The organism is Nonomuraea thailandensis (assembly GCF_024172165.1).
In the GTDB taxonomy this organism is placed as follows: Bacteria; Actinomycetota; Actinomycetes; order Streptosporangiales; family Streptosporangiaceae; genus Nonomuraea; species Nonomuraea thailandensis.
Genome location: NZ_JAMZEB010000002.1, coordinates 5,163,349 through 5,183,806, shown reverse-complemented (window position 1 = coordinate 5,183,806; position 20,458 = coordinate 5,163,349). Strand labels below are relative to the sequence as shown.

At 70.9% G+C, this 20,458-nt stretch carries 20 protein-coding genes and 1 pseudogene; 12 read left to right on the top strand and 9 right to left on the bottom strand.

Going from position 1 to position 20,458, the window contains the following annotated elements; genetic code table 11:
- The first annotated feature begins 72 nt into the window (after window positions 1–72).
- Window positions 73–636, top strand: a complete 564-nt coding sequence (locus tag HD597_RS27430; RefSeq protein WP_253745731.1) for a ClpP family protease — start codon at window positions 73–75, stop codon at window positions 634–636.
- Between the two features lies 1 nt (window position 637).
- Complete coding sequence (locus tag HD597_RS27425; protein WP_253745730.1) at window positions 638–1,255, top strand: ATP-dependent Clp protease proteolytic subunit; 618 nt, start codon at window positions 638–640, stop codon at window positions 1,253–1,255.
- A gap of 116 nt (window positions 1,256–1,371) precedes the next feature.
- Here HD597_RS27425 and HD597_RS27420 read toward each other — a convergent pair whose 3' ends face one another.
- Together HD597_RS27420 and HD597_RS27415 are read right to left on the bottom strand one after the other, a co-directional pair.
- Window positions 1,372–2,931, bottom strand: a complete 1,560-nt coding sequence (locus HD597_RS27420; RefSeq protein WP_253745729.1) for a pectate lyase family protein — start codon at window positions 2,929–2,931, stop codon at window positions 1,372–1,374.
- 208 nt (window positions 2,932–3,139) lie between these two features.
- Entirely contained in the window at window positions 3,140–3,568 is a 429-nt protein-coding gene (locus HD597_RS27415) for an SRPBCC family protein (protein ID WP_253745728.1), read from the bottom strand.
- A 222-nt stretch (window positions 3,569–3,790) separates the two neighbouring features.
- Here HD597_RS27415 and HD597_RS27410 point away from each other — a divergent pair, with 222 nt between their 5' ends.
- From HD597_RS27410 to HD597_RS27400, 3 genes are all read left to right on the top strand, one after another.
- Entirely contained in the window at window positions 3,791–4,828 is a 1,038-nt protein-coding gene (locus HD597_RS27410; protein ID WP_253745727.1) for a helix-turn-helix transcriptional regulator, read from the top strand.
- Window positions 4,829–4,933: 105 nt separating this feature from the next.
- Window positions 4,934–5,308 carry an STAS domain-containing protein gene (locus HD597_RS27405; protein WP_253745726.1) on the top strand — a complete coding sequence of 125 codons (375 nt, stop codon included), beginning with the start codon at window positions 4,934–4,936 and terminating at the stop codon, window positions 5,306–5,308.
- Window positions 5,309–5,451: 143 nt separating this feature from the next.
- Window positions 5,452–5,928, top strand: coding sequence for a hypothetical protein (locus HD597_RS27400; protein WP_253745725.1), 477 nt, complete (start codon window positions 5,452–5,454; stop codon window positions 5,926–5,928).
- A 695-nt stretch (window positions 5,929–6,623) separates the two neighbouring features.
- Here the strand turns inward: HD597_RS27400 and HD597_RS27395 are convergent.
- From HD597_RS27395 to HD597_RS27370, 6 genes are all read right to left on the bottom strand, one after another.
- Window positions 6,624–7,388: an SDR family oxidoreductase gene (locus tag HD597_RS27395; protein ID WP_253745724.1), complete on the bottom strand. Its 765-nt coding sequence runs from the start codon at window positions 7,386–7,388 to the stop codon at window positions 6,624–6,626.
- On the bottom strand, window positions 7,385–8,359 hold the full coding sequence (locus tag HD597_RS27390) for a tyrosine-type recombinase/integrase (protein ID WP_253745723.1): 975 nt from the start codon (window positions 8,357–8,359) through the stop codon (window positions 7,385–7,387). Before HD597_RS27390 ends, HD597_RS27395 begins: the two co-directional genes overlap by 4 nt.
- Window positions 8,360–8,552: 193 nt before the next feature.
- Window positions 8,553–8,756 carry a hypothetical protein gene (locus HD597_RS27385; RefSeq protein WP_253745722.1) on the bottom strand — a complete coding sequence of 68 codons (204 nt, stop codon included), beginning with the start codon at window positions 8,754–8,756 and terminating at the stop codon, window positions 8,553–8,555.
- A complete protein-coding gene (locus HD597_RS27380) occupies window positions 8,753–9,037 on the bottom strand; it encodes a hypothetical protein (RefSeq protein WP_253745721.1) in 285 nt (94 codons plus the stop codon). Before HD597_RS27380 ends, HD597_RS27385 begins: the two co-directional genes overlap by 4 nt.
- A gap of 98 nt (window positions 9,038–9,135) precedes the next feature.
- Window positions 9,136–10,071 (bottom strand): helix-turn-helix domain-containing protein, encoded by a 936-nt coding sequence (locus HD597_RS27375; RefSeq protein WP_276083033.1) that lies wholly within the window; start codon window positions 10,069–10,071, stop codon window positions 9,136–9,138.
- Window positions 10,072–10,326: 255 nt separating this feature from the next.
- A complete protein-coding gene (locus tag HD597_RS27370) occupies window positions 10,327–11,109 on the bottom strand; it encodes an IclR family transcriptional regulator (RefSeq protein WP_253745719.1) in 783 nt (260 codons plus the stop codon).
- 174 nt (window positions 11,110–11,283) lie between these two features.
- Between HD597_RS27370 and HD597_RS27365 the strand changes: the two genes are divergently transcribed.
- The 5 genes and pseudogenes from HD597_RS27365 (at window position 11,284) to HD597_RS27345 (ending at window position 16,393) form a co-directional block, all read left to right on the top strand.
- On the top strand, window positions 11,284–12,558 hold the full coding sequence (locus HD597_RS27365; RefSeq protein WP_253745718.1) for an MFS transporter: 1,275 nt from the start codon (window positions 11,284–11,286) through the stop codon (window positions 12,556–12,558).
- Window positions 12,555–13,490: a PDR/VanB family oxidoreductase gene (locus HD597_RS27360; protein ID WP_253745717.1), complete on the top strand. Its 936-nt coding sequence runs from the start codon at window positions 12,555–12,557 to the stop codon at window positions 13,488–13,490. The genes HD597_RS27365 and HD597_RS27360 overlap by 4 nt, the downstream gene beginning before the upstream one ends.
- A gap of 12 nt (window positions 13,491–13,502) precedes the next feature.
- Entirely contained in the window at window positions 13,503–14,693 is a 1,191-nt protein-coding gene (locus HD597_RS27355) for a cytochrome P450 (RefSeq protein ID WP_253745716.1), read from the top strand.
- Window positions 14,690–15,775, top strand: coding sequence for an S-(hydroxymethyl)mycothiol dehydrogenase (locus HD597_RS27350; RefSeq protein ID WP_253745715.1), 1,086 nt, complete (start codon window positions 14,690–14,692; stop codon window positions 15,773–15,775). The genes HD597_RS27355 and HD597_RS27350 overlap by 4 nt, the downstream gene beginning before the upstream one ends.
- Window positions 15,775–16,393: pseudogene (locus HD597_RS27345) on the top strand (MBL fold metallo-hydrolase). Before HD597_RS27350 ends, HD597_RS27345 begins: the two are co-directional and overlap by 1 nt.
- Before the next feature lie 1,168 nt (window positions 16,394–17,561).
- Here HD597_RS27345 and HD597_RS27340 read toward each other — a convergent pair.
- Window positions 17,562–18,491, bottom strand: coding sequence for an NADP-dependent oxidoreductase (locus tag HD597_RS27340; protein ID WP_253745713.1), 930 nt, complete (start codon window positions 18,489–18,491; stop codon window positions 17,562–17,564).
- 94 nt (window positions 18,492–18,585) lie between these two features.
- Here HD597_RS27340 and HD597_RS27335 point away from each other — a divergent pair, with 94 nt between their 5' ends.
- A complete protein-coding gene (locus HD597_RS27335; RefSeq protein WP_253745712.1) occupies window positions 18,586–19,542 on the top strand; it encodes a GlxA family transcriptional regulator in 957 nt (318 codons plus the stop codon).
- A 99-nt stretch (window positions 19,543–19,641) separates the two neighbouring features.
- Window positions 19,642–19,848, top strand: coding sequence for a hypothetical protein (locus HD597_RS27330; protein WP_253745711.1), 207 nt, complete (start codon window positions 19,642–19,644; stop codon window positions 19,846–19,848).
- The last annotated feature ends 610 nt before the right edge of the window (window positions 19,849–20,458 follow it).

Sequence of the window (20,458 nt, the reverse complement as noted above, 5' to 3'; positions counted from 1 at the left end):
AACTTTCTTTGGTTCCGCGCGGCGCGGTCTAGCGTTTTTGCAGAAAGGCATGCAGAGAAGGGACCGCCCGACATGACGGAGACCCAGCGCGCGGCCTGGCCTGACCAGCTCAGCCAGCGCCTGCTCAAGGAGCGGATCGTCGTTCTCGGCCAGGAGGTCGACGACGAGATTTGCAACCGGCTCTGCGGGGAGCTGCTTTTGCTGGCGGCCGAGGATCCACGTCGCGACATAACGCTTTACATCAATTCACCGGGCGGCTCCGTGCAGGCCGGGATGGCGCTCTACGACATGATGCAGTTCATTCCGTGCGACGTGCAGACGGTGGCGATGGGCTTCGCCGCGTCGATGGGCCAGCTGCTGCTGACGGCCGGCGCGAAGGGCAAGCGCTACGCCCTGCCCAACGCCCGCGTCGTGATGCACCAGCCGCTGGGCGGCATCGGGGGCTCGGCCACCGACATCCAGATCCAGGCCGAGAACATGCTCTACACGAAGCGGCGGATGGCCGAGATCATCGCCCACCACACGGGCCAGCCGCTGGAGCGCATCCAGGCCGACTCCGACCGTGACCGCTGGTTCACGGCGCAGGAAGCCCTGGAGTACGGGATCGTCGACCACATCGCCGAAGGGATGAACTGACATGAGCGGCCGTTACGTGCTGCCCTCGTTCACCGAACGCACCTCCTACGGCATGAGGGAGATGAATCCCTACAACAAGCTGTTCGAGGACCGCGTGGTGTTCCTGGCGGCGCCGATCGACGACGCCGTCGCCAACGACGTCATGGCGCAGCTTCTGACGCTGGAGTCGCTCGACACCGACCAGGACATCAACCTGTACATCAACTCGCCGGGCGGTTCGTTCACCGCGATGACGGCCATCTACGACACGATGCAGTTCGTCCGCCCGGAGATCCACACGGTCTGCATCGGCGAGGCGGCCTCGGCGGCGGCGGTCCTGCTGGCGGCGGGCGCTCCCGGCAAGCGTGCCGCCCTGCCGCACGCGCGGGTGCTCCTGCACCAGCCGCACACCGAGGGCGGGCGCGGCCAGGGGAGCGACCTGGAGATCCACGCGAGGGAGATCCTGCGGATGCGCGACCAGCAGGAGGAGATGCTCTCCCGGCACACCGGCAGGGGAGTGCTGGAGATCAGGAAGGACATCGAGCGGGATCGCGTCTTCACGGCCGAGCAGGCGCGGACGTACCAGCTGATCGACGACATCTACGCCTCCAGGAAGCGGACGCCGGTGCCGGCCCGCTGACGGGACGGTCCGGCTGGACGGCGCACGGGCCCACGTGAGGTGTGGTGTCAGGAGCCGGGGCGGGGCCGTCGGGGTGAGCGGCCCCGCCCCGGTGCGCGGTGGCGGAGACCCGGGGGTTATCCGGCGTAGGTCTCGAACTCGGCGACCTTCGGCGTGCTGGACGAGCCGGTGATCCTGAAGGTGATCTTGCTCAGCGAGGCCGGGGTGAAGGTGATCGCGCCCGCCCCGCTGCCCGACTTGAGCACGGCGCCGGTGCCGGCGTTGAGGAGCTGCCAGGCGCCGATGCCGCCCTCGGAGCCGGGCGCCTCGCGGATGACCACCCTGGCGACCGTCGTGGCGGATCCCCACTTGATGGAGATGTCACCGGTCGAGCCCGACGGCGACCAGTAGGTGCTCAGGTTGCCGTCCCGCACGTTGCCGTAGCTCGTCCCGTCGGCCTTGCTGGAGCCGTCGGAGCCGGCTCCGATGCTGAGGTTGGGCCCGCCGGGCGTGGGGGTGACGGTCGGGGTGACGGTGGGCGTCACGGTGGGGGTGACGGTGGGTGTGGCCGTCGGCGTCTGCGGCGTGCAGTTGCCGTTGGACTCCTGCAGCCCCTTGTTGGCCCCGGCCGTCTGCCTGACGATGGCCGGCACGCAGCTCGCCGCGTCGAGGGCGTAGGAGTACGGGACGGAGACCGTGGTGGTGGAGCGCAGGTCGGGCCCGGCCGGGTTGGTGTCGCTGCCGGGGGTGGACCAGGTCACGTTGTCGAGGATGTTGCCGGCGACCTGCCAGTAGCCGGCCTCGCTGGTGTAGAAGGTGCCCAGGACGTCCTTGGAGTCCTTGAAGTGGTTGTTCTCCACCTTGGCGCGGGCTCCGGCGCGGGAGTTGATGCCCGATTCGTGGAGGCTCACGTAGGAGTTGTTGTAGATGTGCGCGATGCCGCCACGCAGCAGGGGGGTACGGGAGTCGATGTTCTCGTACAGGTTGTGGTGGAAGGTGACGTAACCGTTGGAGAGGTCGCTCTCGCTGGACCCGATGAGCCCGCCCCGGCCCGAGTTGCGCAGGATGCTGTAGGACAGGGTCACGTACTGGGTGTCGTCCTTCATGTCGAAGAGGCCGTCGAAGCCCTCCGACTCGCCGCCCGAGGCCTCCAGCGTGAGGTGGTCGGCCCACACGTTGCGCACGCCGCTCTCCATGCCGATGGCGTCGCCGCCGTTGGACGTGGGCGAGCCGGACTTCTTGACGTTGCGGACGGTCACGTTGCGGATGATGATGTTGCGGGCCTCGCGGATGTGGATGCCCACCTGGTCGAAGACGGCTCCGCTGCCGACGCCGACGATCGTGACGTTGCTGATCTGCTTGAGCTCGATCACGCCGGCGGCGGTGTTGCAGCTCGGACCCGACACCTTGGTGGTGTTGCCGTGGTTGATGGTGCCCTCGACCTCGATGGTGATCGGGGTGCTGCTGCTGGCCCGGCCGCACAGGGCCGCGTGGATCGCGGTGCCCGTGGTGGCCCGCACCGTCTGCCCGCCCGCACCGCCGGTCGTGCCGCCGTTGCCGGTCGCGTAGCCGGTGGCGCCGCCCGCCGCCGCCGACGCCTGCGTCAACGGCAAGGCCACGGCGACCGCGCCGGCCGCGGCGGCGGTGGCCACCGCGGCCAGCACCGCGTGGAGTCGCGACGCGACTGCTCGTCTCATCCCTGGTTCACCTGCTCCTTCGAACAACGATGGCGTGCGTGCTCCGCACGGTCGCTGCCGCCACGACGTTCCTGCGCTCCGGTGGCGCACGCGCCGCTCACGTGAGCGGGCACGTTCGTGCCGGCGGACAGCGACACCGTAGGAAAGCGCTTTCCGCGTTGTCAACGACGCGTGAAACTTTCATGAGGGGAGCCGGTTCCGGCGGGGATCACCTCGCCTTCAGCGGCTCGCCGAAGGACTTGCGGAGCGAGGACGGCGCGGCGAGGGGGAGGAGCGCGGCGAGGATCTTGCCCTTGAGCGTGCGGGGCTTCCGGGTGAGCTCGACGGTGACCCGGGTGCCGTCGCCTTCGGGGGTGAGCCGGATGTCCCAGCCGCCGCCGGGGCCGAAGAGCTTGGAGTCGAGCGTGGTGATCAGCACCCGCCCCTTCTCCGCGTCCCACTCGTAGCGGGCGCGCTCCCACGCGGCGGCGGTCCCTTCGGTCGCCTCGGCCCAGGTGTCGCCGAGCTGGTGGACGGTGAAGTGCTCGGTGTCGATGCTGGGCCAGCTCTGCGCGCGTGCGGGGCCGAAGTCGGTCAGCACCCGCATGGCCGCCGCGGGGGTGAGTGAGGAGAGCAGGTCGAAGCGCACAACGGTCATGGGAGGTTCCTTAGGGGAGTCACCGGTTCAACTGGTGATGATCCTTGCACGCAAATTCGTCACCTGTCAAAGCGGTGACGCATCGGAAGGGGAGACGGCATCGAGCTTTCCGCGCTCCCCGGGCGGAGCGCCGGACTACCATCACGGTGTGGCCGGTTGTCTGACCGACCTCGCCCCGGCGCCCACGGGCGAGGCTCGCGCGAACCAGGGATGGAGCGTGCCATGCAGCCGCTGACCTTCGACAGCCACGACCTCGGCCAGACCGAGGAGTTCCTCAGCAGGGCCTACGCCAGGATGCGCATCGAGGCCGACGTGGACAGCCCGCGGACCAAGATCTCGCGCCAGGTCATGGGGGCGGTCAGCGTCGATCGGGTGCGGCTGGAGTTCGGCATGAGCTACGACGTGCATCCGCTCGGCAAGGTGTGCCTGTGCCTGGTGGAGTCGGGGCACATCGCCCAGCAGGTCGCCGGCTGCGAGGAGGAGGTGCTCGGGCCGGGCGACGTGGTGTCGCTGGCGCCGCCCGACCGGCCGTACTCGGGCGAGGTCCGCGACTCGGCCTACACCATCGTCATGTTCGGCGACGCGCTGCTGCAGGAGGTGGCCGGCGCCCGTCCGGGCCGCCGGCCGGAGCCGGTACGGCTGCTGGGCCACCGGCCCGTCTCGGCCGCCGCCGGCCGGCACCTCCAGCGCACCATCGCCTACCTGCGCGACGACGTCCTGGCCGACCCGGGCCTGGCCGGCGAACCCCTCGTGGTCTCCACGGCCGGGCAGCTCCTGGCCGCCAGCGTCCTGACGGCCCTGCCCAGCAACGCCGCCGCCGAAGCCACCGGCACGGACCGGCGCGACGCCCATCCCCGTACGCTGCGCCGCGCCCTCGACTACATCGAGGAGAACGCCGGCACGCCCATCGGGGTCGACGACATCGCCACCGCCGCCAGGGTCACCCCCCGCGCCCTGCAGTACGCCTTCCGCCGGCACCTGGACACCACCCCGCTGGGCTACCTGCGCCAGGCCCGCCTGGCCCGCGCCCACGCCGAGCTGGAGGCCGGCGACCCGGCGGCCACCACGGTGGCCGTGATCGCGGCCCGCTGGGGCTTCTTCCACCCCGGGCGCTTCGCCCTGGCCTACAAGGCCGCCTACGGGCGCCCGCCCGGCGGCACCTTGCGGAGCTCGGCAGGGCCGGTTTCGCTCCCTGGACAGCAGCGGAAGGAAACCTTCGCCCGGCGTGCTGACCGGGCACGGCCGCAGGGCCAAGAGTGAGGACGGGAAAACGATCGCCAGGATGGGGCTCACGCTGGAAGAGACGTACGCGACCGCGCACAGGCCGGAGCCGCCCGCACGGCGGCCGCAGGCCGGCCAGGCGCCATGTCGCCCCTGAGCCTCAGTTGCCGGGACGTGCCCGGCGGAGCGCTGATCACCGTCACAGGTGAGCTCGACTCCACCAACGCCGACCAGCTGGAGTCCTACGCCGAGCGGCACCGCCTGCCCGGCCCCGGCCTGGTCCTCGACCTGACCGGGCTGACCTTCATGGACAGCCGCGGCCTGCACGTGCTGCTGCGGCTGAACGCCGCCGTACGCGGTCAGGGCGGCCTCCTGCGCCTGGCCGCCGTGCACGACGTGCCCGCGCGCGTGCTGCAGATCACGGGGGTGTGGCTGGCCCTGCACATCCATCCCGACGCACAGCACGCCGCCGCCGCGATGCACGAGCATCAGGCGGACGGCGTCCGGGATCGCCAGTAGGATCCAGCCGCGGACGTCACCCTCGTTCCTGTCACGCTGCGCCGTGCTGTCCGGTCCCAGAGGTGTGACACCGGCGACGGCAAGGAGGGCCTCGTGAACTCTCGCGGAGGAGACCGCGGCTCCGGCCGTGGCCTGGCCGCCTGATGCAGGCCCTCCTGCACACGGTGGCGGCGGGGGCCGGCTGCGTGCTGGCGCTCGCCCCCGCCCTGCTGCCCTCGGGGCGTGCCGGCAAGCGGTGGCCGTACGTCGTCATGGCGTTCGGCATGGCGGCCGGGCACCTGGGCGGCCCGTTCCTCGCCGCCGCGGTGCTCGCGCTGCTGACCGCCGGCTGGCTGTGCGGCTCGCCCGCCCGCCGCGCGGAGATCGGCCATCACCTCCAGGACTTCGTGATCATGTCCGTCCTCCTGGTGCTGGCGGCGCTCGGCGGCCCTTCCACCGGGCACGCGCACGGGGGCGGGTCGCTGGCCGCGGTGGCTCTGCTCATCGGGCTGGGCTGGACCGGCGCCCGGCTCATCAGCGTCCTCCCGGGACGGGGCGGGGATCGCCGGGCGCTCGGCCGGGACGCGTGCTCGGCCGGGATGGCGGCCACCATGGCGTTCATGGCCGCGCTGTCCCTGTGACATCGCCCGGGCGCACCGCGCCCATGCCCGGCTACCGCCCGGGCCGCATCCGGAACGCGACGGCCGGCGCCAGGGCGGCCACCACGGCCATGCCCAGGAAGACGTCGGAGTAGGCGGCGCCCTCGTGGCCGGCGTACAGCGGATTCACCGCGTCGCCGCCGCTGCGCTGCCGCTGCGCTGCCGCGCGGTCACCCAGCGCGCCGAACAGGGCCGGCCCGGCGCCGGCGCCGAGGAACTGCGCTCCCTGAAGGATCCCGAGCCCCGCCCCGGCCTGCGCGCCGGGCAGCGCCCCCGCCGCGGCGCTGATCAGCGGGCTCAGGACGAAGATGAAGCCGGCTCAGCCCGAAGATCCACGCCCCCGCGGGGACCGCCGAGGCGGCGCGCCCGTGAAGGTGGAAGGAACAGGGCGAACACCCCCATGACCGCCAGGCCGGCGAGCACGAGAGGCCGGGTGCCGACGCGGTCGGCCAGCCGGCCGATCAGCGGCGACACGACGGCGACGTCGACGCCCGCCTCGCCCGCCTCGCCACCCCCGCGACGACGCCGCTCTCGCTGCGCGTCCTGGTGCTGTCGATCGCCGTCACCGTGGTCAGCACCCCCCTGAGCCTGTTCCTGCTGCCCATGTGACGACGGGGAGTGCATGACGTCCACTTCGCTGCTCGACGCGAGGTCCGGCTGCTTCCGTGCGGGTCGGGCTACTTGCCGTGCGGGTCGGCGGCGTTGAGTGCCGCCACGACCTGGTCGTAGTCGCCGCGCGCCTCGCCGTACCGCAGGAACTTCACCCGCTCGACCTGGATCTCCTTCGCGTCCGGCCGGGACTCCAGCAGGGAGACGACCTCCGCCACGAACTCCTCCAGCGGCATCGCGAACTCGCTCGTCTCCTGCCCGGGCAGCAGCGCGGTCCGGACGGACGGCGGCTCCAGCTCCACGACCTGCACGCTGGTGTCGGCGAGCTGCAGCCGGATCGACTCGCTGAGCATGTGGATCGCCGCCTTGGAGGCGTTGTAGCTCGGCGTCGCCCTGAGCGGCGCGAACGCCAGCCCCGACGACACGGTGACGATCGTGGCGTCCGGCTGCGCCTGCAGGTGCTCGACGAACGCGGCGATGAGCCGGATCGGGCCGAGCACGTTCGTCGTCACCACGGCCTCGGCGGAGGCCAGGAACGACTCGGGCCGGTGCCAGTCCTCGACGCGCATGATGCCGGCCATGGTGACCAGCACGTTCAGGCGGGGGTGTCGGGCCAGCACCTGCTTGGCGGCGGCGTCGATGCTCGCCGCGTCCGTCGTGTCGATCTGTACGGTGTCGATGCCGGGATTCCCGGCGGCGATCCGCTCCAGCAACTCGGTGCGGCGGCCGCCGATGATGACGGTGTTGCCCCTGGCCTGGAGGGCGAGGGCGAGCGCGAGGCCGATGCCGCTGGTGGCGCCGGGGATGAAGACGGTGTTTCCGGAGATGTTCATGCTTCGAGATTGGCGTGTCCGCCGGGGCCGGTGCAGAGAGCGGTCATCGGGGGATCGCCGATCCCCCTTTGCCGTGGCTGACTTCTATGGTCACTGTGCTGGGCACGTCGCTGACCTCCTGCTTCTCCTCCGGTGGACGGGGCGGATGGGACGATGGGAATCGAGGGGTGGGCGGGGGAGACCGAAGGGAGACCGCGGGGCGCGGACAGGTTGCGCAGGCCGGCCGCCCGGGGCACGAGGGCGGCGCTGGCCTCCGCTGCGGCGTGCGCCACCTCGGGCAGCACGGCGGTGTAGAGGTCGGAGGTCATGGCGAGGCTGGAGTGCCGCAGCATCGCGGAGATGATCTTCATGTCATTGCCCGCGGCGAGCGACAGCGTCGCCGCGCCGTGGCGCAGGTCGTGCAGCCGGATCGGGGGCAACCCGGCGGCGAAGGACAGCCGTTCGAAATGCTTACTGACCACGTCGGGGTGCAGCCGCGAGCCGTCTTCCTTGGTGAAGATGCGCCCGCTGTCCTGCCAGGCCGGGCCCCAGCGCAGCTTATCGGCCAACTGCCGGGCGTGGTGGATGCGCAGCACGTCGAGGGTGGCCGTGTCGAGGGCGACCAGGCTGTCGGAGGACTCGGTCTTTGGGTCGCCCTCCTCGACCTTGCCATTGACGACCGTGAGCTGCGTGGCCACCGCCAGCGTGCCCTCATCGGCGTCGAGGTCGGTCCAGCGCGCTCCGCACGCCTCGCCGCGGCGCAGCCCGCGGAAGGCGATCAGGTGGAACAGCGCGTACAGCCGATCGGTGAGGGCGTGGTCGAGGAACGCGCCGAGCTGGGCCGGTGTCCACACCATGACGGGAGAAGGGCGCAGGTCGGTGCGGGCCCACACCGTGATGGTCTTGAGATGCCGGAGTTCGGGGTCAGCGCGCACCGCTTCAAGGCGTTCGGCGAAGGCTTGGTCGAATGCCTCGATTCGGCCTTGGTCCATACCAGGCCCTTGGGCTTCCGGCCCGGGGGCAGGTTGACCAGGGCGGCGGCGTTGAAGGTGACCAAGTGTTCGCGCACGGCGTCGGCCAGCACGCGCCTGATCGTGGCCTTGATGCGGTGTTTGGTGACGGGCCCGGTCGGGCGTTTGCCGCGTACCGATGCGCGGATCTCGGGGTCGTCGGAGTGGCGGGCGGTCAGGATCTCGGCGTTTTCTCGTCGATGCGGGCGAAGACTCCTTCGATGGTGGGCACGAAGATGCGGTCCAGCCGGACTTCGTCGAGGATCGCGCCGAAATGCACGTCATGGTGGGTGATGTAGTGCGTCAGCGTGGACCTGCGGATGTCCTGGAGCCGCCGGCGCCGCTCCACCCACCTACTCCAGTACTCGCCGAAGGTCATCGACTGCAGCGGTTGCCCGGTCCGGAACTTGCGCTGCAACTCCTCATGGTCAGGGGCGCGTTCTTCCGGTGCGCCGCCTTGATCATGGCGAGGATTTCCATCCGCGCCTGGTGACCCGCCGGGCCGGGGTCCGGCAGGTCGAGCAGGCATCCGGCTTTTTCATAGAAGGCGGACAGTTCGGTGTGGGTGGCGAAACCACCCAGCCGCAGGTAGATGCGCTTGCCGTCCGGTCCGGCCGGCACCTCTGCCTTACCGTGCCAGGTGCCGTGATGCGGTTCCACGAGCCGTTGGCCCGCCGTAGCTTGGGGCATTCGGCGCCGAGCTCGCGGCCGTCTTCGCGGCATTTGCGGCGTTTGTAGCCGTTGCCGGTCATCACGATTCATCTCACCCCCGTTTCTCGATATCTCTCACTGATCTTCTTTGCCTCGCGGTAGTCCTCTGTGGTGACACCGAGTCCGGCGGCCAGTTCCAGCACCGGCTCCTGGGGTTGGACACCCTGGTGTCGCAGCCCGATGCGGGCGGCCAGGCTTTCGAGGTAGTCGTTCCGGTCGTGTGGTTCCCGCTCGGCGATCTCCTGCAGTCGGCGGTCGATCTCGGCGACGACGTCGTCGGCCGGGTGGGGGATGCCGCGGGCGTAGGAGTCGATGACCGGGACGGCCGCCGGGAGCATGGCGGTGCGGACCAGGGTGTCGGCGAAGCGGTAGATGAGGTCCGGCACCACGCGGGCCGGGGCGCCGGGGATCCGGGTGGTGAACAGGTCACGCAGGCGCAGGAGGTCGGGCACCGTGCTGGAGCGTTCGCGTGGGTCCTGGGCGGGCGGGGTCAGGTCGTGGCCGGTGCCCATCGCTTGCAGGAGGTGATGCAGGGTGTCGTAGGCGGTGGTGGCGTGCTGCCAGGAGGACGCATCGAGCCAGAACGCGATCGCGTGCCGGGCGGTGTCGGCGTCGATCTTGCGGGCGGTCAGGAAGTCCTCGTAGGCGGTGCGGCTGTCTTCGCTGGTCAGGCGGTGGCGCAGGCGGGCCCAGGCGAGCAGGTACTGGGCGTACTGGTGGGAGGCGTTCCTGCCCTCGTGGGTGACGGTCCGGGTGAGGTCGTGCAGGTCGCGTCCTTCGCCGCTCTCGGGCGGCAGGGGAAGCTCTTCCAGGGGGATGCCGAAGACACGGGCCATGGCGATGGCTTCGTCCACGCTGATGGTGCGGCGGTTGCCATCGGGCTTCAGGTTGATGATCTTGGAGATGGCCGATTGGTGGGTGGGGCAGCCGGCGTTCGTGAGCTCCTGGGCCATGCGTTCCTGTGACCAGCCTCGGCGGCGCATCTCCCAGGCCAGGCGCAGGGCGACGTTGTCCTCGCTGTAGTGGCGGACGTCGTGATCGCGGTGGTGCGGGGGTGTTGCGGGAGCCGCGGCGCTTCCTGCCAGCCGGTGGTTCCAGCAGGCAGGTCTCCACGTAGAAGCAGGAGCTCCAGTCGCTTGCCGATCCGTTCTGTCCGTGCACCCTCGACCTCAATGGTGAGGTTCACCTGGCCATCTGGGGCCCTGGATCGCGGCCGTCCAGCCGCTAACTGGATGACGTCATCCATCCTGCTCCGCTGTATCCGCGAGCCGTCCCGGCTGCATGTCGAGGGCCCGTTCGAGGGCAAGACCGGTGAGTTGCAGCGGGCGGACCAGAGGCCAGGCGTGTTCGTCGTTGGGCACCACCATGCCGAGCGCGGCGACCACATGGCCGGACATCCGGACGGGGACGGAGATGCCCGTGGCGTCGGGATGGATGTGGCCGGGGCAGAAGGCGAACCCGTTGCGCCGCACTTCGGCGAGCGTCGCGCGCAGGGTCCTGGCGTCAGTGATCGTGTGTGGCGTGTACGCCTGCAACGGCTGGCGCAGCACGCGTTCCCGCAGGTCGGCGGGGGCGTGCGCGAGCAGGACCAGGCCGCCGGAGGAGGCGTGCAGCGGCAGCCGCCCGCCGATCTGGGTGACGGTGACGACCGCGCCGGGCGCGATCAGGCGTTCGACGAACAGCACCTCCTCGCCGTCGAGGATGCCGAGCTGTACCGAGTGCCCGACCACGTGGTGCAGGTCGCCCATGAACTGCATCGCGGTCTCGCGCAGCCGGCGCACCGGTGAGGCGCGCTGGGCCAGCTCCCACATGCGGTTGCCGATCCGTACGCGGCGCTGCTCGTCGCGGGCCAGCAGCCCGTGCCGGGTCAGCTCCTCCACCAGCCGGACGGTGGTGGCCAGCGGCAGCGCGGCCCGGCGGCTGATCTGGCTGACCGTCAGCACCGGTTCGGCGGGATTGAACGCCTCGAGGATGCGCACGGCACGCGTCAGGACCGACTCGCCGCTGGGTGACCTGGCCATGCGTCACATCATCGCTGGTCGAGGCCAATTTGCGGATGACCTCATCCATTCAATGGATCCGTCGTGGAAACACGCTGGTAACCAGCTCATCATCGACAGCTAACCACCCCCCGAAAGGCCGGTTAGATGTCAGTTCATCCCCCGGAGCTGCGTACCCGCATCGACGATGCCCCCATGACGCGCCTGCAGTGGTCGGCGATCGCCGTGTGCGTCCTGCTCAACGTCCTGGACGGCTTCGACGTCCTGGTCATGTCCTTCACCGCGGCTGCCGTGTCCGCCGAGTGGGCCCTTTCGGGCTCCCAACTGGGCCTGCTGCTCAGCGCGGGCCTGGTCGGCATGGCCCTCGGCTCGCTGTTCCTGGCGCCGCTGGCCGACCGCATCGGACGGCGTGCCCTGATCCTGGTCTGCCTGGTCATCGCGTCGGCCGGGATGTTGCTGTCGGCCGCCGCCCAGGATGCCGTGCAGCTCGGGCTGCTGCGCGTGCTCACGGGCGTCGGCATCGGCGGCATCCTGGCCAGCAGCAACGTCCTCGCCGCCGAGTACGCCAACGCCCGCTGGCGCGGCCTGGCCGTCAGCCTCAACTCCACCGGCTACGCCGTCGGCGCCACCGTCGGCGGCATCGTCGCGGTCGCGCTGCAGAGCTCGTCCGGCTGGCGGTCGGTGTTCGCCTTCGGCGGCGTCGCCACCGCCCTGCTCATCGGCGCCGTGCTCTGGCGCCTGCCGGAATCGCTGGACTTCCTGCTCACCCAGCGCTCACCGCGCGCGCTCGACCGGCTCAACACCGTGCTGGCTGCGATGAGGCTGCCCGCTCTGGACGCGCTGCCCGAGCCGGAGCCCGCCGAGCGCAAGCCGAAGCCGCGCCTGGCACAGATCCTGTCCCCGGCCCAGCGCCGCAACACGCTGCTGATCTGGGCCGGCTTCTTCGCCGTCATGTTCGGCTTCTACTTCGTCACGAGCTGGACGCCAAAGCTGCTGGTGGAGGCCGGGATGTCGGCCGGCCAGGGGATCACCGGGGGAGTGCTGCTGAACCTCGGCGGCATCTTCGGCACCACGCTGCTGGGCCTGCTGGCCGCCCGCTTCCCACTGCAACGGGTGCTGCTCGGCTACACGCTCGCCACGGCGCTGCTGCTGGCCTGCTTCGTCACGCTCACCTCGCAGTTCGCGCTGGTGCTCGCGCTGGGGACGCTGATCGGCCTGTTCGTCAACGGCTGCGTCGCCGGCCTGTACGCGCTGACTCCCTCGCTCTACCCCGTAGAGGTACGAGCCACGGGCGTCGGCTGGGGCATCGGCGTCGGCCGCATGGGCGCGATCGTCTCCCCGCTCGTGGCCGGCTGGCTGCTGGATGCCGGCTGGACGCCGGGCCGGCTGTTCCTGCTGGTCGCGGCGGTGCTCGTGGCCGGTGGGCTGGCCGTGCACGCCTTCCGTCTCACCACCCGGGAGCATGCATGATCTTCAGATTGGACCTGCGGGTCGCCGCCAAGACTCCGGTCGCCGACGGCGTGGTCGCCCTGACCCTGACGCACCCGGACGGGGGGCGGCTGCCGGACTGGACGCCCGGCGCGCACCTCGACCTGATCCTGCCGAACGGCGTGACCCGCCAGTACTCGCTGTGCGGTGACCGGTGGGACCCGCACGCCTACCGCATCGGGGTGCTGCGGGAACCGGACGGCCGGGGCGGCTCCGCCTACGTCCATGACGAACTGGCCGTGGGCGACACGGTGGCGATCGGCGGGCCGCGCAACAACTTCCCGCTGGCCCCGTCCGAGCGGTACCTGTTCGTCGCCGGCGGCATCGGCATCACCCCGCTGCTGCCCATGATCTACCAGGCGGAGCTGCTGGGCGCTGATTGGCGGCTGCTCTATGGCGGCCGTACGCGTGCCTCGATGGCGTTCATGGGCGAGCTGGCCCGTTACGGCTCCCGCGTCGAGGTCGTCCCGCAGGACGAGCGCGGCCTGCTCGACCTGCCCGCCGAGCTCCCGCCGGACACGAAGGTGTACTGCTGCGGCCCGGCCGGTCTGCTGGACGCCATGGAGCGGCACGCCGCCGGCTGGCCCGCCGGGACGCTGCGCACCGAACGCTTCGTCGCCAAGGACCTCGGCGTGCCGGCCCGCGCCGAGCCGTTCGAGGTGGAACTGCGCCGCACCGGCACGACGGTGACCGTCACGTCCGGCCGGTCCGTGCTCCAGGCCATCAACGACGCGGGCGTGAACGTGCTGTCCTCCTGCCGCCAGGGGTTGTGCGGCACCTGCGAGACCACCGTGCTGGCTGGTGAGGTGGACCACCGTGACGCGTTGCTCGACGACGCCGAGCGGGCGGTGGGCGACTGCATGTTCGTCTGCGTCTCCCGCGCCCGCTCCGACCGCCTCGTCCTCGACCTGTAAGAGGAGCCCTTCATGTTCGCCCTGGACGCCGACCCGTTCGCGCCCGAGACGCTGGAAGATCCCGAGCCGCTGCACCACGCCCTGCTGGCGGCCGGGCCCGTCGTCCACCTGCCCCGCTACGACGTCTACGCCCTGGCCCGCTACGAGCACGTGCACGCGGCGCTGACCGACTGGCAGTCCTTCCCCTCGGGCGCGGGGGTGGGGCTCAGCGACTTCCGCAGGGAGAAGCCGTGGCGCCCGCCCAGCCTGCTGCTGGAGGCCGACCCGCCCCGCCACGACGCGCCGCGCGCCGTCCTGGTCAAGATCCTCGGCCCGCGGGCGCTACGCAAGCTGCGCGACCGCTGGTTCGCCGAGGCCGCGGAGCTGGTGGACAAGGTGCTGGCCGAGCCGGAGTTCGACGCCGTCCCCGCGCTCGCGCAGGCGTTCCCGCTGCGCGTCTTCCCCGACGCCGTGGGCCTGCCACCCGGCGGGCGCGAGAACCTGCTGCCCTACGGCGACCACGCCTTCAACGCCTTCGGCCCCGTCAACGACCTGGTCGCCAAGGGTCAACCGCGCGTGGCCGAGCTGTCGGCCTGGGTCAACGCCCAGTGCAGGCGCGAGGCCCTGGCACCGGACGGCTTCGGCGCGCGCATCTGGGCGGCGGCCGACCACGGCGACCTCACGCACGAGCAGGCGCCGCTCGTCGTCCGCTCCCTGCTCACCGCCGGCGTCGACACCACCGTGCACGGCCTGGCCGCCGCCCTGTACGCCTTCGCCACCCACCCCGGCCAGTGGCGGCGCCTGCGGGAGCAGCCCGCCCTGGCCCGGGTGGCCTTCGACGAGGCCGTACGCTGGCAGTCGCCGGTGCAGACCTTCTTCCGCACCGCCGACCGCGACGTCGCCATCGGCGGCACCGTCGTCCCCGAAGGCCGCAAGATTTTGATGTTCCTCGGCGCGGCCAACCACGACCCGCGCCGCTGGCACGACCCGTACACCTTCGACCCGTCCCGCGACCCCTCCGGCCACGTCGGCTTCGGCATGGGCCTGCACCAGTGCGTCGGCCAGCACGTCGCCCGCCTGGAGGCCGAAGCCCTGCTCACCGCCCTGGCCCGCCGCGTCGAACGCCTCGAACTCGCCGCGACGCCCCGTCGCCACCACAACAACACCCTGCGCGCCTGGGAGTCCCTCCCCGTCCGCGTTCACCTGGAAAAGAGCACCCGATGACCTACGAAGTCCAAGCCGTGATCGCCCGGGGCACGGGCCAGCCGGTATCCGTCGAAACCATTCTCGTACCGCAGCCCGGCCCCGGCGAGGCGGTGGTGAACGTGCAGGCCTGCGGCGTGTGCCACACCGACCTGCACTATCGCGAGGGCGGGATCAGCGACGACTACCCGTTCCTGCTGGGACACGAGGCGGCGGGCACGGTGGAGGCGGTCGGTGAGGGGGTCACCGGCCTGGAGCCGGGCGACTTCGTGATCCTCAACTGGCGCGCGGTGTGCGGCCAGTGCCGTGCCTGCCTGCGCGGCCGCCCGTGGTACTGCTTCGCCACGCACAACGCCACGCAGAAGATGACGCTCAAGGACGGCACCGAGCTGTCGCCCGCGCTGGGCATCGGCGCGTTCCTGGAGAAGACGCTGGTCGCGGCCGGCCAGTGCACGAAGGTCTCGGCCGAGGCCCCGGCGCAGGTCGCGGGCCTGCTCGGGTGCGGCGTGATGGCCGGCATCGGCGCGGCCGTCAACACCGGCGGGGTCACCCGGGGCGACAGCGTGGCGGTGATCGGCTGCGGCGGCGTCGGCGACGCGGCGATCCTCGGCGCCTCGCTGGCGGGCGCCGCGAAGGTCATCGCGGTGGACGTGGACGACAGGAAGCTGGAGTGGGCGCGCGGGTTCGGCGCCACGCACACGGTCAACTCCCGCTCCGCGGACCCGGTCGAGGCGATCCGCGACCTCACCGGCGGCAACGGAGCCGACGTGGTCATCGAGGCGGTCGGCCGGCCCGAGACGTACGAGCAGGCGTTCTACGCCCGCGACCTGGCCGGCACGGTCGTGCTGGTCGGCGTGCCCACTCCCGACATGCGCATCGACCTGCCGCTGCTGGACGTGTTCGGCCGCGGCGGCGCGCTGAAGTCCTCCTGGTACGGCGACTGCCTGCCGAGCCGCGACTTCCCCATGCTGATCGACCTGTTCCTGCAGAACAGGCTGCCGCTCGACAAGTTCGTGTCGGAGACGATCGGGCTCGATCAGGTCGAGGAGGCGTTCGGCAAGATGCACCGGGGCGAGGTGCTGCGTTCGGTGGTGGTCCTGTGATCGGCCACACCGTGACCTCAGGAACCTTCAGCCTCGGCGGGCAGACGTTCGACGTGGACAACAACGTGTGGGTGCTCGGAAACGACTCCGAATGCGTGATCTTCGATGCCCCGCATGACGTCGAGGCCATCATCGACCTCGTAGCAGGCCGCAACGTGCTCGCCGTCCTGGCCACCCACGCCCACGACGACCACATCGGACACGCCCCGCAACTTGCCGAGCGGACCGGCGCGCCGATCCTGCTGCACGCTGCCGACCTGCCTCTGTGGCGCCTGACCCATCCTGATCGCGAGCCCGACGGCATGCTAGTGGCCGATGAGATCGTCAAGGTCGCAGGAACGAGCCTGCAGGTGCTGCACACGCCAGGGCATACCCCAGGCGCCTGTTCCTTCTACGCCCCGGACCGTCGGCGCCGTCTTCACGGGAGACACTCTCTTCCAGGGAGGGCCTGGTGCGACCGGCCGCTCGTTCTCCGACTTCGACCTGATCATCGACTCCATCCGCCATCGGCTGCTCACCCTCCCACCGGAGACGGTCGTGCACACCGGGCACGGCACCGACACGACGATCGGCGCTGAGGCCCTTCACCTTGAGGAATGGATCCGCCGAAAACACTAAGTCCGTACGTGAGCAGGCCTGGGCGCTCGCCTGTTCCCGGCCCACCTGGACGGCCGCCTCGCGCAGCCACACGTGGGCGGCGCGAGAGGGTGGTCCAGTTAGGAGCTCGAACGCGGCGCTGTCGTAACCCAGCATCCGCCTGGCCGGCTCTGGACGGCCACCATGGCCGTGCCGTCTGCATGGATCGAGGTGCCGGCTCCGTGGCCTCCGCGGCCACGGAGCCGGCGTCGATGGGGGTGGTTGCGCGGGGGAGGCGCCGTGCTCGCGAGGCGCGCCGGGCTTCCTTCGCGCTGCGGCGGGGACACGTGATGACGGTGTCCGGCAATGGCCTCACGAGCGCGGCGGAAGCCGCCCTGAAGCCTTCCCGGCCTCGGTCCACGTTCGTGCAGGCGAACGGCGGCCGAGAGCGGCTTTGGCGTGATTTCAGTCGCGGGCAGCACCGCTTCGTGGTTGGCTTCGGCCGTGGCATTCAACAGGCGCAGGCCAGCCGCTGCCGCGGCAGCTTCCCCCGAGGCGTTGTTGTCCTTGCTGCCGGCCGATCCGTCGGCTCCGCAGGAGTTGTGGGTGCGGCAGGCAGAAGTGCTGCGGACCTATCATCGCGATCATCGTGCCAGCAAGGCACAGCATCTGCGTGCCCAGCCACCACGACCGTCCTAACCCGCTGGCACTCGTCAGGTGAGGATCATGACGCCCCCGGGCAAGGACGGCGGGCGTCGTGCTGACGGCACGCAACCAGGGGTGCCGTTAACCAGCGTGGCATCAGTCGCCATATAGGCCCTGGCCTGGGAAGTCAGTGTGCTCTACCCGCTCGCGACTCGCGCGTCCCGACCTGTTCGGTCCGATGATCTGCGGTACGCCGCGGAAATGGGATCGCGTGACCAATGGCCACGACACAATGCGGATATGACAGAGAGTAGCGATCCGCAGCGCCATGCACAGACCTCGTACATCCGGGTGATCGCCGAGACGATTCGTCGACGCGACGGAGTCCGCCTCATCGGCTACGCGACGTCCGGCTACGACAGCGAGCATCGCGGCGAGGTGCCGGTCCACTTGGCCTCGAGGCCGGTGTGGATGACGGCGCCTCGCAGGACGTCGCCGGTGGTCAGCGCGAAGGGGAAGGATCCCGGGAGGGTCCTGCGAGGCGATCGAGAAGTCCGCGAGCACCTCAGCGCACGGTGAGCACCAGTTTGCCGGTGGTACGTCCCGTCTCCCCCAGTTCGTGGGCCCGTGCGCCTTCCGCGAGGGGGAAGGTGCCGGAGACGTGGGCGCGGAGCCTGCCGCGTTCGACGAGGTCGGCGATGGCGCGCATGCCGGCCTGGTCGTGCTCGACGATCATGACGATGGCGCGGACCCGCGCCTTCTCCGCCGCTGCCGGGGTGTCCTCGGCGCCCGGCACCAGGGAGACGAGGACGCCGCCGGGGCGGAGCACGTCCACGGAGCGGGTGGCGGTCTCCCCGCCGAGGGCGTCGAGGACGACGTCGTAGCGCTCGCCGGTGTCGGTGAAGTCCTCGGTGCGGTGGTCGATGCAGGCATCCGCGCCGAGTTCGCGCAGGAAGTCGTGTTTGGGGGCGCTGGCCGTACCGGTGACGTGGGCGCCGCGCTCCTTGGCGATCTGTACGGCGAGATGCCCCACCCCGCCCGCCGCTGCGTGGATCAGCACCCGCTGCCCTTCCCGCAGACCCGCGGTCTCGGCGAGGGCCTGCCAGGTGGTGAGCGCGGCCAGTGGCAGGGCGGCGGCGTGCACGTGGTCGATCCCGGCGGGCTTGGCGGCGAAGGCGCGGGCGGGGCCGGTCACGTACTCGGCGTGGGAGCCGGCCCCGTGCGGGTAGGGCAACATGCCGAACACCTCGTCACCGGGCTGGAAAAGGGTGACGCCCGGGCCCGTCTCGACCACGGTGCCGGAGACGTCCCAGCCGAGGGTCAGCGGCGGGGGCGGCAGGAAGATGCGCCGGGCGCGGTGCTTGAAGTCCGTGGGGTTGAGTCCGGCGGCGTGCACCGCGACCAGGACCTCCCCGACGCGAGGCACGGGCCGTGGCAGCTCGGTCAGCCGCAACACCTCCGGTCCGCCGAGTTCGGTCTGGTGCAAGGCAAGCATCTTCGGAACGTTCGTCAAAGTCATGCCTCGATCCTGGCCGTACGGTCATGCCCCGGGCGATGGCAAGAAGGTCATCCTCCGATACATTCTTGCCATGTCCTCCCACAAGGTCGTCGTCCTCGCCCTCGATGGCGTCTACCCCTTCGAGCTGGGCATTCCGCACCGCGTCCTGGGTTCCGCCAGCGGCCGCTACGAGGTGGTGAGCGCGAGCGTGGACGGGCAGCCCGTACGCACCGACTCCGATTTCGTCATCACCCCCGCCCACGGCCCCGAGGTGCTGGCCGAGGCGGACACCGTGGTCATCCCGCCGTACGCGCTCTCCCGCGACTCGGCTCTGTCCCCCGACCCGCGGGCCCTGGCCGCCCTGGCCCGCGTACGTCCCGGCACCCGCCTGGTGTCCATCTGCACCGGCGCCTTCCTGCTGGCCGCCGCCGGTCTCCTGGAGGGGCGGCGGGCCACCACCCACTGGGCGCTCACCGACGTCTTCCAGGAGCTGTTTCCGCAGGTCGAGCTGGATGCCGGGGTGCTGTTCGTGGACGACGGCGACGTGCTGACCTCGGCGGGGGCGGCGAGCGGAGTGGACGTCTGCCTGCACCTGGTACGCCAGGACCACGGCACGGAGGTGGCCAACCAGGTCGCCAGGTCCTGCGTCGTGCCCTCGTACCGGGACGGCGGTCAGGCCCAGTACATCGAACGGCCGCTGCCACCGGCGAGCGAGACCGGCACAGGGCCGACCCGCGACTGGGCGTTGCAGCGGCTGGAACTGCCCCTGTCGCTGGAGGAGCTGGCCGCGCACGCGGCGATGAGCACCCGCACCTTCGCCCGGCGCTTCCGGCAGGAGACCGGGATGAGCCCCGGCCGCTGGCTGACCCAGCAGCGGCTGCGGCGGGCGCGGCATCTGCTGGAGTCCAGCGACCTGCCGGTGGAGCGGGTCGCCCACGAGGTCGGCTTCGCCACCGCCACCTCCCTGCGGCGGCACCTGGCAGCGGAGGCCGGCGTGGCGCCATCGGCGTACCGGCGCACCTTCCGCGCCTCGGGCCCGGTCGGGTAGCACCTCGGGGAACGGCCGGTATGCTCCAGCCGATGGCCGAAAATCACCCTGAATGAGGAAAAATACCGACGCCGACGGGATGCGAAAGCGTTCCGCGCGGTGAAGTGGATCCCAGAACTGTGCGACGACGCAGTTGATCAGGCCTGCGACGACATCGTCGCCCGCTACGGCGATGAGATCCCCGCCGATCTCGCGCTGCTGGACATCAGCGCGCTGTCCTTCATCGGCGTCACCGCCTGGAACGAGTACGGCATCGGGGCCCGTGCTGAGAACGTCACGGCTCTCGCTCAGTGTGAGCTCCGGTGATTTGGCTTCCCTGTCGGCGAGCTCGCGCAGCACAATGACCTCCACGGCCGCTCTTCATGATGCTGATCTTGGCGATCCAGATCGTGACAGGGCGGCCGTGTTCATCCACGGCGAGTTACAAGATCGCGATCTACTCCCACAAGGCCATCGGGCCCCGCGGCTCCCGAAGGTCGCACTGCGTGATCACTTCCCGCCAAGTGCGCCAGACCCTGACTAATGGCCAGGAAGTTCCGGCGTTATCCGGCCGTACCCGAGGCGAGTGGTGGCGGTGTCGAGAGAGTGGAGGAACGTCTCGACGGCTCCGGCGACGGTCTGTCCGCCGGCCCGCTCGCTACCGGGGGTGGCCGGAGGACCCGCTGGGGAAGGCAACGACCGGCATGACCGTGCCTCCACGGGGCTGATGTGACAGATAACGCTACCGAGTCGGCCTGGCGGAGGCGAGCGGTGGGCTGGGCGGACGCGGCCCGCGCGGGCCGGGTGTGACAGGTAATGCGAATTCTCTGTCAGCCGAGCCGCATGCAGTTGGCCGGGCTCGGGGCGTTCCTTTCAGCGGGCGGGACAGCTGACCCGGTAGGGCTTACCGGTAGGCGGCCATCGCTTGAGCGCCACT